Genomic DNA, 14,373 nt, shown 5'->3' on the forward strand with positions numbered 1-14,373 from the left:
CTTAAAATTTAACCAACGCTGTGCTCAAGACTTATGGCGAGAAGTTTTTGCGCTTCCACGGCAAACTCCAGCGGCAGTTCAGAGAACACGTCTTTACAGAAACCATTCACGATCATCGAAATGGCATCCTCTTCGCTGATGCCACGCTGCAAACAGTAAAACAACTGGTCTTCACCAATGCGCGACGTGGTGGCTTCATGTTCAAGCTGGGCGCTGTTGTTACGACACTCCACGTACGGGAAGGTGTGTGCCCCACAATCCGCACCGATCAACATCGAGTCGCATTGGGTATAGTTGCGGGCGTTGGTGGCGGTCGGCATGATTTTCACTAAGCCGCGATAACTGTTCTGGCTGTGTCCGGCGGAGATCCCTTTCGAGATAATGGTCGATTTGGTGTTTTTGCCAATGTGGATCATCTTGGTGCCGGTATCGGCCTGCTGGTGTCCACTGGTCAGCGCGACGGAGTAGAATTCGCCGATCGAGTTGTCGCCACGCAAAATGCAGCTTGGGTATTTCCAGGTAATGGCCGAGCCGGTTTCCGACTGCGTCCACGACATTTTGCTGTTTTCGCCTTCGCAGAGCGCGCGCTTGGTGACGAAATTCAAAATACCGCCCGTATTGCCATCGCCGGGAAACCAGTTTTGCACCGTGGAGTATTTCACTTCGGCATTTTTGTGGATGATGACCTCCACCACCGCCGCATGCAGCTGGTAACTGTCGCGCACCGGGGCTGAACAGCCTTCGATATAACTGACGTAGCTGCCCTCATCCGCAACCAGAATGGTGCGTTCAAACTGCCCGGTTTTTTCCGCATTGATACGGAAATAGGTCGACAGTTCCATTGGGCAACGCACACCTTTCGGTACATAGATAAACGTACCGTCGGATGCCACCGCTGCATTCAGCGCGGCAAAGAAATTGTCATTGCCCGGGACAACCGTGCCCAGGTACTGTTTTACCAGCTCTGGATGATCGTGAATGGCCTCCCCAAACGAACAGAAAATAATGCCCTGTTCCGCCAGTTTGTCGCGATAGGTGGTCGCCACCGACACCGAGTCAAAAATGGCATCAACCGCCACCTCTCTGCCTTCACGGACCGGCACGCCAAGCTGGTCGAATGCGTCCTCAACCTCTTTGCTTAAAAACGCATTCGCCCCCGTTTGCTGTACCGCTCCCGGCTCAGATGCGCAGGTTTCATCGCAATTGCCGCAGGACGGCGCGGAGTAATAGCTATACTCCTGGTAATTCAGTTTGTCGTAATGCGCTTTCAGCCAGTGTGGTTCTTCCATCGTCAGCCATGCTTTAAAGGCATTCAGGCGAAATTCCAGCATCCAGTCAGGTTCATTTCGTTTTGCCGAAATCGCACGCACGACATCTTCATTGATCCCTTTCGCCAGCTCATCGGTTTGCAGTTGGGTGAAGAAGCCCTCTTTGTAATTAAGGTGCCCGCCAGCCCAGGTGTTGACATCGTCAGTTGCTTCAGTATTACGAGACATAGTACCGCCTATACCCCAAAACTTTCGCCACAGCCGCATTCGTTCTGGGCTTTCGGGTTATGAAATTTAAATAGCTGATTTAATCCTTCGCGAACGAAATCGACCTCTGTGCCGTCGATGAACGGCATTGCTTGTAACGGCACATAAAGCCTGGCGCCATCCGTTTCAAACAGCAGATCGTCTTTTTCGGGTTGGCGGACGGTATCCAGCACGTAGCCGAATCCCGCGCACCCTGTTTGCTTCACACCTAGCCGTACGCCCAACATATCGGGTTGCTTCGCCACCAGCTCACGGATATGCGCCGCAGCAGCTGGTGTTAACGTGAGTCCACGCCATGCAAAATCGTCCGGATTAAATGTTCCTGAATGCAATTCCATAGGGTTACCTCGAGTCACTAGCGTTAAAGCTATAACATCATGTTAGTGATAATGATTATCACTTCAACCCCTCAACAGCAGGGGCATTCGGGTTAATCGCCCTTTTTGACTACTTTTACTAAGCATAGACCCTGCTGCGCGGGTTCACAGAGATGGAGTTTTTTGTTCAATACATTGATTAATAACGGATTATAAAAATCCAATCGTTCAGGCAGGTCAAATATCAAAAGATGTATAGAAAATGTCTATTTAAGGGATAGGTTTTAAAAGTTAAAAAAAATCATGCGATTATTGTATAATCAGCAACTTAGTATTTTCTCGTGATAGACAAATGCGGACTATTACGGACTATTTAACGCCCCAAATAGCCCCCCGGCACGATTCCCCCCCCAAAATCTGCACCCCTGATTCCTAAAAATAAGGTTATGCAAGGCACTTTCCAGATTTACAACACCATAATTCACAAGCCAGTTTAAATTTAACAACAGACATTAAATATATAAGATTAACTATAGGATTTGCAGGATATATTTCTAATTCAATACATTGCCATACATTTTAATTGTCAATTCGATAATTAATATTAACATTACATATGTTGATTAATTAAATCTTACCATAAAATACAATCTGTGATTAAGTGTCGGAGTATTGTTATTTTATGATTCATTCTATTATTAAGGGAGTTATATGTCATGGAACAAACACGATGCGCTCTCGTATGCGCGGAGCCACGCGCATCAAAAAAGCCAGGGCTACTGCGCCCGAGCAGTAGCCGCAGCAATTCGCGCTGGTGGTGTCAAGATCGAAGGTGCTAACGCCAACAATTTTTCAAGATCACTGGAAAAAGCAGGATTCAGCAAATCATACGGCACCCCAATAGAGGGCGATATAGCGGTTATTGATGCTTTGCCAGGCCCAAACCAGTATGGGCACGCCTGTATTTACGATGGGACGGGGACCTGGTACTCCGATTTCGTACAGCGCAGTTTATACCCAGGGCCGCAGTACAGGAAAATCCTGCCCGCTGTTACCATATACAGGCACAAGTAACGTGAAAAAATTACTATTTTTTCTGCTGATGGCATCATCTGCAATGGCAAATACCAACGATCCTGTTAACCAGGCTGTTGCATTTAACAACTGGTATGTGAACCAGATTAACCATAATAATTTCCCGATTACCGACGGTAAATATATTGATAAATACGTTACTGCATCAACAATGCAGAAACTAAGGCGAACCCAAGATCCAAAATATGATGACGAGGTTTTTTATGATGCTGATTTTTTTCTAAAGGCACAATACATTGGCGATGATTGGCCCACCAATGTAAGCGCTATTGCGGGTGATACGGATCCGGTTTGCGTTAATGTTTACGTAGCGTTTGGAAAAGAGCAAAAACACATTGTCATTGATTGCATGGTCAAAGAGAACGGACTCTGGAAAGTTCAGTCTGTCACCAGCCTCCAATTCACACGTAACTTAGAACGGCAGTGAGGTCAGCGATATGACAGGGGTACCGTGCCGTAGCACGTTCGCGAATCCCCCTGCCATATCGCCGGAAAGAAAAAAACCTGTGCGAACGTCTCCGCCATCCCCTCTCACCATAATGCGAATGGGGCAATATTGGACGTATAAAAAACCGCATGGTGCGGTTGCGCGCTTCACTGATTCCAGGACGTCAATCCCTATGCCAGCTTTTGCTGACGTTGATGAATTTTCGCTCCTACGGTAGGACCTCCGTCCCACTGTTTTCAGTATCAACGACAAACAACAAAAAACCCTTAAGTCTGCTTGTTGGCAGGCTTAAGGGTTCCGACCCCATCCGGCGCTTATCTCCGGCACTCATATTGGCTTAGCTCTTGAAGGGGCGATAAGAAGAATCTCATAGACCGATTAGTTTTTTTTAACATTAATTGCTGTTTGACTATTTTATAAGCACATCTAGCCACAAGATTAGCGCTGTACTTCACTGATCGCGTCCAGCAGAAGGCGTAGCCCTGCGGGTTGATGTTCACGCGAAAGGTATAAACCATATATCGGCAGGGATTTAGGTTGAAGCTCGGGCAATAGTCTAATCAGTTTTCCCTGCGCCAATCCTTCCTGCGCCTCCAGCTCTGGCACCAACGCGATCCCCATTCCTGCCAGCGCCGACTCGCAGAGCAGCGAAGAGATCCCGGCGCTCAAATTGCCTCTGATTGCAACGGAGACAGGCTGCCCCAGAGGATCCCAAAAGTGCCAGGATTGTCCGGCAAAACCGCTGTAGTACAGGCAATTGTGCCGTGTGAGATCGTCGATTGTCTCAGGCGTGCCATGCTGATGCAGATAATCGACAGACGCACAAAGAACCGATTTACAGTCGCCCAACCGACGGGCGATGGTCCCTGGCTCTGGATTATCCGTTATGCGGATCGCCACATCGATGCGTTCCCCCACAAGGCTTACCGGTTGGTTATTGATCTCCACCTCAATACGCAATTGCGGATATTGCGCCATAAACGTCGGCAGAACCGGAGCAAGAATATGCATGGCGGTAAAATGGGCGCAGGCCACACGTAGCGTACCGGAGGGAATTTGCGCGGCACTGGCGGCACCAATATCCAGCGAAAGTTGCGCCAGAGAACGTGTTTTCACTAATGCCTCTTCACCTGCGGGCGTGATCGTCAAGCGACGCGATGAGCGATGGATAAGCCTTGCGCCTGCCCATTTCTCCATCTCGTCGAGATATCGACTGACCATCGGACGGGAAAGCCCCAGCGCACGCGCGGCGGCACTCAAACTGCCCAAATCACAGATATGGTTGAATACCGTTGCCGCCATCACTCTGTCCATTGCATCCCATCCGATCGTTTTATGAAACTCAGCATGTCCTAATGAGGGAATTCTAACAGATCCGAATTTCCTTAAAATACGGGAACTATCAAAAGACAATTTCCTGCACAAGGTTACCTGGTATGAAAGTTAAAACTCTGGCCCTGCTATTACCGCTGTTTGCATCTTCAGCTTTTGCCGCACCGCTACAGCTGGACGTCTATAATCCGCAAGATAAGGCTATTTTCCCGGTCTCTTCGACGCTGGTTTCTGGCCCAAAAGAGGCGATTTTGTTTGACGCCCAGTTCAGTACCAAAGATGGCGAACAGTTGGTGCAGATGATTCGCGCCAGCGGTAAAACGCTGAAGGCTATTGTGATCACCTCCGGCGATCCGGATTTCTATTTTGGTCTGCAGCCCATCGTAAAGGCCTTCCCACAGGTAAAAGTCCTGGCTACGCCGCAGGTGGTAGACCATATCCGCGCCACCAAAGAGGCCAAGCTGCAGTTCTGGGGCCCGCAAATGAAGGACGGCGCGCCAACATCGCTCACCGTTCCGCAGGCAACTACGCAAACGCAGTTCACGGTTGATGGCGAAACGCTGGAACTGCGTCACCCCAACGATTATGCAGCGTATGTCTGGATCCCGGCGAATCGCGCCATTATTGGCGGCACAGGCGTGGCTTCAGGTATTCACGTCTGGACGGCGGATACACAGTCTGAACAACAACGTAGTGCATGGCGTAGCGTACTGAGCGAAATGCAGAGCCTACAGCCCACTCAGGTGGTCCCGGGTCATTACATTGGCGACCGCCCAACTGGCGATAAAGCTATTCGCTTCACCCAGGACTATTTGCAGTCGTTTGAGCAGGCGCTTGGGGCGAAGAAAGGATCGGATTATGTGATTAAAACTATGACGGCATCATGGCCAGGTCTGGCGGACGTAAGCTCGCTGGAACTAAGTGCAAAAGTTAATAGCGGCGAGATGAAGTGGTAATGAAGTTTTAAGGCAAAAAATAACCCCGAACGCGTGTCGGGGTTTCGTTACGATAAGCATACCGGAATCAATGAACGCCCATGCGCCAGGCAAAATAGATCTCTTCTTTCAGTTCAGTGGAAGAGAGCGCCAACAGATCTGCAAACTCCAGCTCAAGCTGTTTCAGCCTTTTCAGGTACTGAGCCGGTGAAAGATCGGTTTTATCACGACGTAAAAATTCTATTGCCAGTTGGGCAGGGTCTAATTGGGTAGACATATCATCCTCGCTTGTGTTCAAAACCTGCACAGTATAACACCATTCCCTGTGCAGATAATGACCAAAAGCAATATGCATCACAAAATTGCGGTCGTCAGACGCGACGTGCAGCACAATCGTCCCTGCTCATCGAAGATTTCTATTTGCCACACCTGGTGACGAGAACCTGTATGTAACGCGCGACATACGCCCCTGACGTGCCCTTCCCGTGCAGAACGGATATGGTTGGCGTTGATCTCCAGGCCCACCACTTTCTGCTCACCGTGAGTACATAAGTAGCCCGCTACCGAACCAATGCTTTCCGCCAGCACCACGGATGCGCCGCCGTGTAACAACCCAAAGGGTTGTTTGGTGCGATGGTCCACCGGCATCGTCGCTTCCAGCGTATCGTCGCCAATATGCACAAAACGAATATCGAGCAACCCAACCATATTTCCTTCACCCATGGCATTGAGCGCCTCGAGTGTGACTTCACGTTTCCAGATCATCCTATAATCTCCAGCAGTGCCTGTAATGGATGGCGAACGCCCGTACCTTCAACGCGTTTAACCTGGCTGCGGCAGGAATACCCCGTGGCCAGACAACGGTTACGCGGCAATCGTTGCATTGCCTGGTGCCATGATAACTCATAGATTCCCAGTGAGTTCTGGTGATTCTTCACTTCGTGACCATAGGTGCCAGCCATACCACAGCACCCCACACTGACGTTCTCCAGCTTTGCGCCAAAGCGAGCAAAAATAGCCGCCCACTGTGCAGGCGCGCCCGGCAAAGCCGTTACTTCCGTACAGTGGCCAAAGAAGTACCACGGTTCACCGCCAACAGCGACTGGATGCTGTGCTTCCACAGCTTTCGATAACCATTCGTTGGCTAGCAATACCTGGAAATCACCCCGCTGTTCTCCCAGCGCCAGCTTGTATTCATCGCGATAACAAAGCACCAGAGCCGGATCAACACCCACCATCGGAATATTCAGCTTCGCTACCCGGTTAAGAAACTCGGATGTCTTTTTCGCCGTTTTGGCAAAACGGTTTAAAAAGCCTTTAATGTGCTGCGCCTTGCCGTTTGGCGAAAACGGCAGCAGTACCGGCTGCATACCCAGTTTTTCTACCAGACGTATAAAATCAGCGACCACCTGCGCATCGTAATAGCTGGTGAAAGGGTCCTGCACCACCAGCACCGTACGGGCTTTTTGCTCAAGGCTGAGTAATTCGAGCTGTTCCAGCGTCATATTGGCGGAACGATGCCCCACAAGTTGGCGTTGCAGCGACGGTGCAGACAACAGCGGTAAATCAACCATTCCAATGTGCTTTTTAGCCAAATTTCGCACCAGCGGCTGGTTGATGAAGAAGTTAAACGTTTTGGGTGCTCGCGCCATTAACGGCGCATAGCTCTCAACGGTCGCCACCATGTGATCGCGCAACGGGCGCAGATAACGCGTGTGGTACAGCTGCAGGAAGCGTGAGCGAAACTCCGGCACATCAATTTTAATCGGACACTGTGTGGAACAGGCTTTACACGCCAGGCACCCTGACATCGCCTCTTTTACTTCGTGCGAGAAATCGTATTCCCCCTTGCTCGCATGCCAGCTGTTGCGGGTACGGGTAATCAGCGAACGTAAACTGGCGCGTTTTTCCGGTAGCTCTTTCTCCAGCTGTACCGGGTCAATTCCGCGATCGGCCAACAGACGTAGCCATTCACGCACCAACGTGGCTCGCCCTTTCGGCGAATGAATACGGTTGAGGCTGATTTTCATCGACGGACACATGGGGCTTTTCGCATCGAAGTTAAAGCATAACCCGTTACCATTACACTCCATTGCCCCACGCCACTCCTGGCGTACGGCCAACGGGATTTGACGGTCATACGTTCCGCGTTTCACCGCGTCCACTTTCATCATCGGCGCATCTACGCCTTCCGGTGGACAAATTTTTCCAGGATTGAGCCGGTTTTGCGGATCAAACACCGATTTCACTTTGCGCAGTTCACGATACAGTTCATCACCGAAGAACGCCGGGCTGTATTCCGCACGAAAACCCTTCCCGTGCTCACCCCACAACAGACCGCCATATTTTGCCGTCAGCGCGACAACATCATCAGAAATGCGTTTCATCAGCACTTCCTGCTGCGGGTCGCACATATCCAACGCCGGTCTGACGTGCAGCACGCCAGCATCCACGTGACCGAACATGCCGTAACTCAGACCATGGCTGTCGAGCAGCGCGCGAAACTCGGCAATATAGTCCGCCAGATGCTCCGGAGGAACGCAGGTATCCTCGGCAAACGGAATTGGCTTCGCGGAACCTTTTGCATTGCCCAGCAGACCGACGGCCTTTTTACGCATGGCGTAAATACGTTCGACGCCCGCCAGTTCGGTACACAACTGCCAGCCAATAACGCCCGCTTCCTGACGAGCGATTAACCCATCCAGTCGTTCACACAGCGCGCTGACCTGTGAATCAATTAAGGCTTCGTCGTCACCGGCAAACTCCACAATGTTCAGACCCAGCATCTCTTTATCCGCGACATCGGTAATCAGTTCGCTTACCGAGTGCCAGACGATGTCTTCACGCGCCAGATTGAGTACTTTGGAGTCGACGGTTTCTACCGACAATGCGCGCGCTTCCACCATCACCGGCGCGTTACGCAACGCCGAGTCGAAAGAGTCGTACTTAACGTTAACCAGTTGTCTGACTTTGGGGAGCGGCGTGATATCAAGGCGGGCCTCGGTGATAAACGCCAGCGTACCTTCAGAGCCGGTAAGAATGCGGGTTAAATCAAATTCGGTCATCTCATCGTTAAAGACGTGCCGCAGATCGTAACCGGTCAGAAAGCGATTAAGTTTCGGGAATTTATCCATGATCAGCTGTCGGTTATCACGACAACGCTCATAAACGGTCTTATAGATACGGCCAATCGTTGTATTGCTTTTACCCAGCATTTCGGCAAGCTCGACCGGCATGGGCTGGGTATCCAGAATATCACCGCCCATCAGCACCGCACGGATGCCCAACACATGGTCGGAAGTTTTACCGTAAACCAACGATCCTTGCCCGGACGCATCGGTGTTGATCATCCCGCCGAGCGTTGCCCGGTTACTGGTGGATAATTCGGGGGCAAAGAAATAGCCGTATGGCTTCAGAAATTGGTTGAGCTGATCTTTTATCACCCCGGCTTCTACCCGCACCCAACCTTCTTGCGGGTTGATTTCAATAATGCGGCTCATATAGCGGGACATATCAACAATAATGCCCTGGTTCAGCGCCTGACCGTTGGTCCCGGTGCCGCCGCCGCGCGGGGTAAAAATCAACGACGAGAAAAGCGGTTCTGCCGCCAGACGGGCGATTAGCGCCACATCTGCGGTTGAACGAGGGAAAACGACAGCATCAGGTAGCAGCTGATAAATACTGTTATCCGTCGACATTGTCAGACGATCGGCATAGCTCGTTGCCGTATCACCCGTGAATCCTTGCTGCTCCAGCGCCTGCAAAAAATTGAGCACCAGTTGAACGACACCTGGCGCCTGAGAAATTTGTGGAATCATTATAGTGACCCTTTCCTGCGGTCTGTGTTGTGAATTTAATCGTTTGCGTGTTGCTTTGTTTGTTGTATCACATTTTTTTCTAATACGCTCAGCAGATTTACAGGCAGAATCCGCCTGTTCAAAACCGCTGAAATTGCTCATCATTACAGGGTGTCATTTAAGTATTCACGTCGCGTCAACGTTCTGGCGCAAAGACAAAGGTGAAAAGTATTTATGGTAAATTTCCGTCAGCCCAGGGATATTGCACAAGTGCTGCTATCGGTGCTGTTTTTAGCCATCCTGATTGTGGCTTGTCTCTGGATTGTTCAGCCCTTTATCCTCGGTTTTGCCTGGGCAGGCACGATTGTCATTGCAACCTGGCCTATCCTGCTACGCTTACAAAAATTGCTCTGGGGACGTCGTTCACTTGCCGTACTGGTGATGACACTGTTGTTAGTGCTGTTGTTCATCATCCCCATCGCGCTGCTGGTTAACAGCATCGTCGATGGCAGTGGGCCGCTGATCCATGCCGTAACCGCAGGTGATATGACGCTACCGGATCTGGCGTGGTTGAACAGCATTCCGCTGGTGGGTGCCAAAATGTATGGCGCATGGCACAGCTTACTGGATATGGGCGGTTCGGCCATTATGGCCAAGGTTCGTCCTTATATCGGTACCACCACCACATGGTTCGTCGGTCAGGCCGCGCATATCGGCCGCTTTATGATGCACTGTGGGCTGATGCTGCTGTTCAGTGCCCTGTTGTACTGGCGCGGTGAACAGGTCGCATTAGGTATTCGTCACTTCGCCTGCCGTCTTGCCTCAAAACGTGGCGATGCAGCCATTCTGCTGGCAGCGCAAGCCATTCGCGCCGTCGCATTAGGCGTTGTGGTCACCGCTCTGGTGCAGGCAGTGCTCGGGGGTATTGGTCTGGCGGTAACCGGTGTGCCGTATGCCACACTGCTGGCGGTATTGATGATCCTGTCTTGTCTGGTGCAACTGGGGCCGTTGCCGGTGCTGATTCCGGCCATTATCTGGCTATACTGGACGGGGGATTCAACCTGGGGCACCGTGCTGCTGGTGTGGAGCGGTGTAGTCGGAACACTGGATAACGTGATTCGACCGATGCTGATTCGTATGGGGGCTGATTTGCCACTGATCCTGATTCTCTCCGGGGTCATCGGCGGACTGATTGCCTTCGGCATGATTGGCCTGTTTATCGGCCCAGTGGTACTGGCCGTTTCATGGCGTCTGTTCTCCGCTTGGGTAAACGAAGCCCCTGCCCCAGGTACCAATCCGGATGAAATCCTCGAAGAAATTGCTGAAATCGAACGCAATAAGTAATCCAACATCAGGCGGCAGTGCCGCCTGATTGTTTAACAATACTAATCAATCTCTTCCTCTTACGGGATTAGCCCCAACCTCGTCCTTCTTTCAATACTCATTTGTGTCGCAAATTCTTTACAGTTTTTAAACTATTGAGATGAATCTGATCGACGTAAAAAATCAGTATGCCTACTATTAACCCATGGCTTTAGATCAACACATTGATTTATAAGCATGGAAATCCCCTGAGTGAAACAACGAATTGCTGTGTGTAGTCTTTGCCCATCTCCCACGATGGGCTTTTTTTTGTCCTTCCCGTGCCGCTCCACCAGCCTTAGCGCTCCAACACATTCTCTTCCCAGCCAGGGAACAAATAATATTGCACAAAATACTGTGACTCTCTTCAAGCCGAAATATCCACAGCAATGTTATTACTATTCTACCGTCTTTTATGAAGTGACCAAATAATGAACGCATTAGAGCTACAGGCGATCCGCCATATTTTTGCTATGACGGTGGAAGAAAGTGCCAGGTATATCGCGCGCGATGACAATGTTGCCGCCTGGCAGCAATGGGAAAAGGGTGAAAAAGAAATTCCAGGCGACATCGTCCGCATTTGTTCAGAAATGAAAGCCAGGAGGAAGTTAAGAATTAATGCAATTATCGACAAAATAAATAATCGTATCGGTAATAACACCATGCGTTTTTTCCCCGATCTGAACGCTTTTCAGGCGGTTTATCACCATGAGGGTTTTCTCGACTGGAAAATCTATCAGTCGGCAGCTGTTGAACTCTATGCTCACGATCTCGAGCGTATGTGTTAAGAAATTGCAACGCCATACCTATTTAGCCTCTTCGCTGAGTAACACATTATGAAAAACACCTATTTCTCCACTGCGATAGGGCTGTACCTAAATTACCTGGTGCACGGCATGGGGGTCATTCTGATGAGCCTCAATATGTCTTCGCTGGAACAACAGTGGCAAACCAATGCTGCGGGCGTCTCAATTGTTATTTCCTCACTCGGTATCGGCCGCTTAAGCGTTTTATTAGTGGCAGGGATGCTTTCCGATCGCTACGGTCGCAGACCATTTATTATCCTTGGTATGGCCTGCTACCTGATTTTCTTTATTGGCATCATCAATACTCACAGTATTTTTCTCGCCTATGCTTTTGGTTTTTTAGCAGGAATGGCAAACAGTTTTCTCGATGCCGGAACCTATCCCAGCCTGATGGAGGCATTCCCCCGTTCACCCAGCACGGCCAATATTTTGATAAAAGCCTTCGTCTCCAGCGGTCAGTTCCTGCTGCCAATGATTATCAGTCTGCTGGTGTGGGCCGAACTTTGGTTTGGCTGGTCCTTCCTGCTGGCGGCAGCCGTTATGATACTCAACGGCGTATTTTTGTTTCGCTGTCGGTTTCCGCCACACCCCGGGCCTCATACCGTCATCCGGGCTCAACCTGTTGAACGGGAAACCGGACAACCTGCACATCGTTGCTCCCTGCTCGACCTTGCCAGTTACACCCTGTACGGCTACATCGCAATGGCAACATTTTACCTGGTAAGCCAGTGGCTGGCGCAATACGGTCAATTTGTTGCCGGAATGTCCTATACGTTATCGATCAAACTGTTAAGCATTTATACCTGCGGCTCTCTACTGTGCGTGCTGATCACCGCCCCGCTTGCGCGAAAAGCAGAACGCGCGACATCAATGTTGATGCTGTATACGTTTATCTCATTTGTCGCACTGCTGATGGTTTGCCTGCATCCGACACCCTACGTGGTCATTATCTTCGCGTTTGTCATCGGTTTTTCTTCCGCTGGGGGCGTTGTGCAAATCGGTTTAACGCTGATGGCCGCACGCTTTCCACATGCGAAGGGCAAGGCGACCGGGATTTACTACAGCGCGGGCAGCATTGCGACCTTCACCATTCCACTGATAACAGCAAAACTCTCAGAAACCAGTATTGCTCACATCATGTGGTTTGATACTGGCATAGCCGCTGTTGGGTTCCTGTTGGCATTGTTTATTGGTTATCGCAGCCACATCGCGTCAAAGCATCATCTGAAAATGATACAAGCGGTAGAATAACGTGGATGCAATATTGTTCCCCCCTTCTGCAAAATAATTGGCATATATTTTAAAATATCAACAAAACACCGGCTGGCAGAGTTCAATTTCACAGTGTGTTATGCAATATACCTGGCAACTTAAACGCCATGCTATGTAGGTTCTGTGGCTGCCGCCCGGTATATTAATTACAAGGTCGCCGCAATTTAAACAATATCGACGAGCACAGAACAATTTTAAAATCCGCAAGGAGTTGTGAAAATGTCTCAAAGCAAGACCTTTAATACGCCATTTCTTTTGGCGATAACCTGTATTTATTTAAGTTATTTCCTACACGGCATTAGCGTCATTACACTGGCGCAAAATATGACCTCTCTTGCAGAAAAGTTTTCCACCGACAATGCAGGAATTGCCTATTTGATTTCAGGCATTGGTCTGGGGCGACTAGTGAGCATCTTATTCTTTGGTGTGCTCTCAGATAAATTTGGTCGTCGGGCTATCATTCTGTTAGGCGCTATTCTTTATATACTGTTCTTCTTCGGTATTCCCGCCAGCCCTAATCTGATGGTTGCCTTTATTCTGGCCGTTTGCGTTGGCGTGGCAAACTCGGCACTGGATACCGGTGGGTACCCGGCGTTAATGGAATGCTTCCCTAAAGCCTCTGGCTCAGCCGTTATCCTGGTGAAAGCTATGGTCTCGTTTGGGCAGATGATCTACCCCATCGTCGTCAGCACCATGCTGCTCAACCATATCTGGTACGGTTATGCGGTCATTATCCCGGGCGCGTTGTTTGTAGTCATTACCTTGATGCTGCTAAAAAGTCGTTTCCCCAGTCAGATGGTGGATGCAGGCATCGCAAAAGATCTGCCACAGATGAACAGTAAACCGTTGGTCTGGCTGGAAGGTGTGGCATCCGTCATCTTTGGTGTTGCTGCCTTTTCGACTTTTTACGTCATCGTGGTGTGGATGCCGAAGTATGCGATGGCCTTTGCCGGCATGGCAGAATCCGACGCACTGAAAACAATCTCTTACTACAGTATGGGTTCGTTGGTCTGCGTATTTATCTTTGCCGCGCTGTTGAAAAAATGGGTACGACCTATTTGGGCGAATGTATTTAACGCCGGACTCGCAACCATCACCGCAGCCGTGATCTATTTATACCCATCTCCGCTGGTATGTAACGCCGGTTCATTTCTCATTGGGTTCTCTGCCGCTGGCGGTATTTTACAGCTCGGTGTATCGGTGATGTCCGAGTTCTTTCCCAAGAGCAAAGCCAAAGTCACCAGTATTTATATGATGATGGGGGGCGTAGCTAACTTTATTATCCCATTAATCACCGGATACCTCTCTAACATTGGTCTGCAATACATTATTTTGCTGGACCTTGCATTTGCTCTGTTGGCTTTTATCACCGCCATCATCGTCTTTATTCGTTACTACCGCGTATTTGATATCCCCAAAAATGATGTGCGGTTGGGCGAGCGTTATTTTCAATAAATTGTTTAGAAGGAGTATC

General features: G+C 49.9%; 13 protein-coding genes and 1 other RNA gene. 8 read left to right on the forward strand and 6 right to left on the reverse strand.

Going from position 1 to position 14,373, the window contains the following annotated elements; all coding sequences use genetic code 11:
• Nucleotides 1-8: 8 nt before the first annotated feature.
• Both sufB and sufA read right to left on the reverse strand, forming a co-directional pair.
• Nucleotides 9-1,496: a Fe-S cluster assembly protein SufB gene (sufB, locus tag OGY83_RS06060; RefSeq protein WP_286635469.1), complete on the reverse strand. Its 1,488-nt coding sequence runs from the start codon at nucleotides 1,494-1,496 to the stop codon at nucleotides 9-11.
• An 8-nt stretch (nucleotides 1,497-1,504) separates the two neighbouring features.
• Nucleotides 1,505-1,873, reverse strand: coding sequence for a Fe-S cluster assembly scaffold SufA (sufA, locus tag OGY83_RS06065; RefSeq protein ID WP_191233641.1), 369 nt, complete (start codon nucleotides 1,871-1,873; stop codon nucleotides 1,505-1,507).
• A 690-nt stretch (nucleotides 1,874-2,563) separates the two neighbouring features.
• On the opposite strand from sufA, the gene OGY83_RS06070 reads away from it, so the two are divergent.
• Both OGY83_RS06070 and OGY83_RS06075 read left to right on the forward strand, forming a co-directional pair.
• Nucleotides 2,564-2,926 carry a CHAP domain-containing protein gene (locus OGY83_RS06070; protein ID WP_286635470.1) on the forward strand — a complete coding sequence of 121 codons (363 nt, stop codon included), beginning with the start codon at nucleotides 2,564-2,566 and terminating at the stop codon, nucleotides 2,924-2,926.
• Between the two features lies 1 nt (nucleotide 2,927).
• The gene (locus tag OGY83_RS06075) at nucleotides 2,928-3,374 is read left to right on the forward strand and encodes a DUF3828 domain-containing protein (protein ID WP_191212823.1); all 447 of its coding nucleotides are present in this window, start codon (nucleotides 2,928-2,930) and stop codon (nucleotides 3,372-3,374) included.
• A gap of 459 nt (nucleotides 3,375-3,833) precedes the next feature.
• Here OGY83_RS06075 and OGY83_RS06080 read toward each other — a convergent pair whose 3' ends face one another.
• Nucleotides 3,834-4,709 (reverse strand): LysR family transcriptional regulator, encoded by an 876-nt coding sequence (locus OGY83_RS06080; RefSeq protein ID WP_286635471.1) that lies wholly within the window; start codon nucleotides 4,707-4,709, stop codon nucleotides 3,834-3,836.
• A 122-nt stretch (nucleotides 4,710-4,831) separates the two neighbouring features.
• Between OGY83_RS06080 and OGY83_RS06085 the strand changes: the two genes are divergently transcribed.
• On the forward strand, nucleotides 4,832-5,683 hold the full coding sequence (locus OGY83_RS06085) for a Vmh family MBL fold metallo-hydrolase (protein WP_191227384.1): 852 nt from the start codon (nucleotides 4,832-4,834) through the stop codon (nucleotides 5,681-5,683).
• Nucleotides 5,684-5,750: 67 nt separating this feature from the next.
• Here the strand turns inward: OGY83_RS06085 and OGY83_RS06090 are convergent, their stop codons facing one another.
• From OGY83_RS06090 to ydiJ, 3 genes are all read right to left on the reverse strand, one after another.
• Nucleotides 5,751-5,939, reverse strand: a complete 189-nt coding sequence (locus OGY83_RS06090; protein ID WP_003030540.1) for a YdiH family protein — start codon at nucleotides 5,937-5,939, stop codon at nucleotides 5,751-5,753.
• A 77-nt stretch (nucleotides 5,940-6,016) separates the two neighbouring features.
• Nucleotides 6,017-6,427 (reverse strand): 1,4-dihydroxy-2-naphthoyl-CoA hydrolase, encoded by a 411-nt coding sequence (gene menI, locus OGY83_RS06095; RefSeq protein WP_123267052.1) that lies wholly within the window; start codon nucleotides 6,425-6,427, stop codon nucleotides 6,017-6,019.
• Nucleotides 6,424-9,480: a D-2-hydroxyglutarate dehydrogenase YdiJ gene (gene ydiJ / locus OGY83_RS06100; protein ID WP_286635472.1), complete on the reverse strand. Its 3,057-nt coding sequence runs from the start codon at nucleotides 9,478-9,480 to the stop codon at nucleotides 6,424-6,426. The genes menI and ydiJ overlap by 4 nt, the downstream gene beginning before the upstream one ends.
• 213 nt (nucleotides 9,481-9,693) lie before the next feature.
• Here ydiJ and ydiK point away from each other — a divergent pair, with 213 nt between their 5' ends.
• From ydiK to OGY83_RS06125, 5 genes are all read left to right on the forward strand, one after another.
• Entirely contained in the window at nucleotides 9,694-10,803 is a 1,110-nt protein-coding gene (ydiK, locus tag OGY83_RS06105) for an AI-2E family transporter YdiK (protein ID WP_003832632.1), read from the forward strand.
• Between the two features lie 184 nt (nucleotides 10,804-10,987).
• Nucleotides 10,988-11,095: antisense sRNA RprA (gene rprA, locus OGY83_RS06110), an RNA gene on the forward strand.
• A gap of 157 nt (nucleotides 11,096-11,252) precedes the next feature.
• Entirely contained in the window at nucleotides 11,253-11,609 is a 357-nt protein-coding gene (locus OGY83_RS06115) for a YdiL family protein (RefSeq protein WP_079938568.1), read from the forward strand.
• A gap of 48 nt (nucleotides 11,610-11,657) precedes the next feature.
• The gene (locus OGY83_RS06120; protein WP_194212044.1) at nucleotides 11,658-12,878 is read left to right on the forward strand and encodes an MFS transporter; all 1,221 of its coding nucleotides are present in this window, start codon (nucleotides 11,658-11,660) and stop codon (nucleotides 12,876-12,878) included.
• Between the two features lie 240 nt (nucleotides 12,879-13,118).
• Nucleotides 13,119-14,354 carry an MFS transporter gene (locus OGY83_RS06125; RefSeq protein WP_286635473.1) on the forward strand — a complete coding sequence of 412 codons (1,236 nt, stop codon included), beginning with the start codon at nucleotides 13,119-13,121 and terminating at the stop codon, nucleotides 14,352-14,354.
• Nucleotides 14,355-14,373: the final 19 nt, after the last annotated feature.

The organism is Citrobacter sp. Cpo090 (assembly GCF_030332665.1).
GTDB lineage: Bacteria > Pseudomonadota > Gammaproteobacteria > Enterobacterales > Enterobacteriaceae > Citrobacter > Citrobacter portucalensis.

What these genes read in the sequence shown, in the direction of transcription:
- sufB (WP_286635469.1), bottom strand. Translation starts at nt 1,496, where the DNA reads ATGTCTCGTAATACTGAAGCAACTGACGATGTCAACACCTGGGCTGGC.
- sufA (WP_191233641.1), bottom strand. Translation starts at nt 1,873, where the DNA reads ATGGAATTGCATTCAGGAACATTTAATCCGGACGATTTTGCATGGCGT.
- OGY83_RS06070 (WP_286635470.1), top strand. Translation starts at nt 2,564, where the DNA reads ATGTCATGGAACAAACACGATGCGCTCTCGTATGCGCGGAGCCACGCG.
- OGY83_RS06080 (WP_286635471.1), bottom strand. Translation starts at nt 4,709, where the DNA reads ATGGACAGAGTGATGGCGGCAACGGTATTCAACCATATCTGTGATTTG.
- OGY83_RS06085 (WP_191227384.1), top strand. Translation starts at nt 4,832, where the DNA reads ATGAAAGTTAAAACTCTGGCCCTGCTATTACCGCTGTTTGCATCTTCA.
- OGY83_RS06090 (WP_003030540.1), bottom strand. Translation starts at nt 5,939, where the DNA reads ATGTCTACCCAATTAGACCCTGCCCAACTGGCAATAGAATTTTTACGT.
- menI (WP_123267052.1), bottom strand. Translation starts at nt 6,427, where the DNA reads ATGATCTGGAAACGTGAAGTCACACTCGAGGCGCTCAATGCCATGGGT.
- ydiJ (WP_286635472.1), bottom strand. Translation starts at nt 9,480, where the DNA reads ATGATTCCACAAATTTCTCAGGCGCCAGGTGTCGTTCAACTGGTGCTC.
- ydiK (WP_003832632.1), top strand. Translation starts at nt 9,694, where the DNA reads ATGGTAAATTTCCGTCAGCCCAGGGATATTGCACAAGTGCTGCTATCG.
- OGY83_RS06115 (WP_079938568.1), top strand. Translation starts at nt 11,253, where the DNA reads ATGAACGCATTAGAGCTACAGGCGATCCGCCATATTTTTGCTATGACG.
- OGY83_RS06120 (WP_194212044.1), top strand. Translation starts at nt 11,658, where the DNA reads ATGAAAAACACCTATTTCTCCACTGCGATAGGGCTGTACCTAAATTAC.
- OGY83_RS06125 (WP_286635473.1), top strand. Translation starts at nt 13,119, where the DNA reads ATGTCTCAAAGCAAGACCTTTAATACGCCATTTCTTTTGGCGATAACC.